The organism is Bradyrhizobium sp. PRIMUS42 (genome assembly GCF_023006515.1).
Classification (GTDB): Bacteria; Pseudomonadota; Alphaproteobacteria; order Rhizobiales; family Xanthobacteraceae; genus Bradyrhizobium.
In genome coordinates, this window is sequence record NZ_JALBGZ010001212.1 from 1 (window position 1) to 1130 (window position 1130).

The 1130-nt window shown below is 65.5% G+C and carries 1 protein-coding gene; it reads left to right on the top strand.

The genetic code is table 11. The features are described from left to right. Positions 1-979, top strand: a 979-nt coding sequence (locus MOV75_RS39120) for an OmpA family protein (protein ID WP_247008187.1), incomplete at its 5' end; no start/stop codon positions are given. Positions 980-1130 lie beyond the last annotated feature (151 nt).

Below are 1130 nucleotides of genomic sequence, written 5' to 3' on the forward strand. Positions count from 1 at the left end.
CGCCGAGGTGGCCGACCAGATGGGTCTGGCGCGCGGCGCGCCGCCGCGGTTCGAAGCCGCCGCCATGCTGTTGCTGGACCAGATCGGCAAGCTGAAGGACGGCAAGATCACGATCACGGACACCCAGGTCAATCTGTCGGGCATGGCGCGCGAACTCGGCGGCCGCGAAGCGATCGCAGCTGCGCTGAAGAACCTGCCCGAGGGCTTTTCGGTCACCGCCAACGACGTCAAGGCGCCGCCCTATATCTTCCAGGCGTTCAAGGATCCGGTTGCTGCGACGGTGACGCTGACCGGCTACGTTCCGGACAACAATGTGCATGCGGCGATCGCAACCAGCGCCTCGCGAAAATTCTTCACCGAAAAGGTCGTCGACAATCTCAAGGCCAGCATCGGTGCGCCCGGTTCCTTCAACACGGCCGTGGTCGCAGCGCTCGGCGCGCTGTCGCGACTGTCGACCGGCACGCTCGTCGTCTCCGACCGCGAAGTGAAGCTGTCGGGCGATGCCCTCTACGAGGGGGCCGCCAACGACATCCGTGCAGGTCTCGGCAAGGACTTCCCGAAGAACTGGCAGTACAAGCCGGAGATCACCGTGAAGCCTGCGGCAGGGCCGGTCGACGGCACCGTGTGCCAGCAATTGTTCACGGACCTCCTGGCCAAGGGCAAGATCCGCTTCGCAGCCAAGCGCGCCGACATCGATCCGGACTCCGCCGCCATCCTCGATCATCTGATCGAGACGGCGCTGCGCTGCCCCAACACCAATATCGAGGTCGCCGGGCATACCGACGCAGACGGCGAGGACGGCTTCAACCGAGCTCTCTCGGAGAAGCGCGCGCAGGCGGTGATCGACTATCTGGTCAAGGCCGGCCTAAACGCCAGCCGCTTCACCGCGGTCGGCCATGGCAGCACGCAGCCCGTCGCCGGCAATGACACCGACGACGGCAAGGCGAAGAACCGCCGCATCGAATTTCTGGTGAGGTGACGATGCCCTATCTCGTCTCGTTTCATCTGGGTTGGCTGATCGGCTCGGTTCTGCTGGGCTTTTGCATGGGCTGGATCTCGGTGGTCCAGCGCGGCAACGGCACCTCGAAGGTGACGGCGCGCTGGCTCGCCGCGCTCGCCGCCGCCCTGGT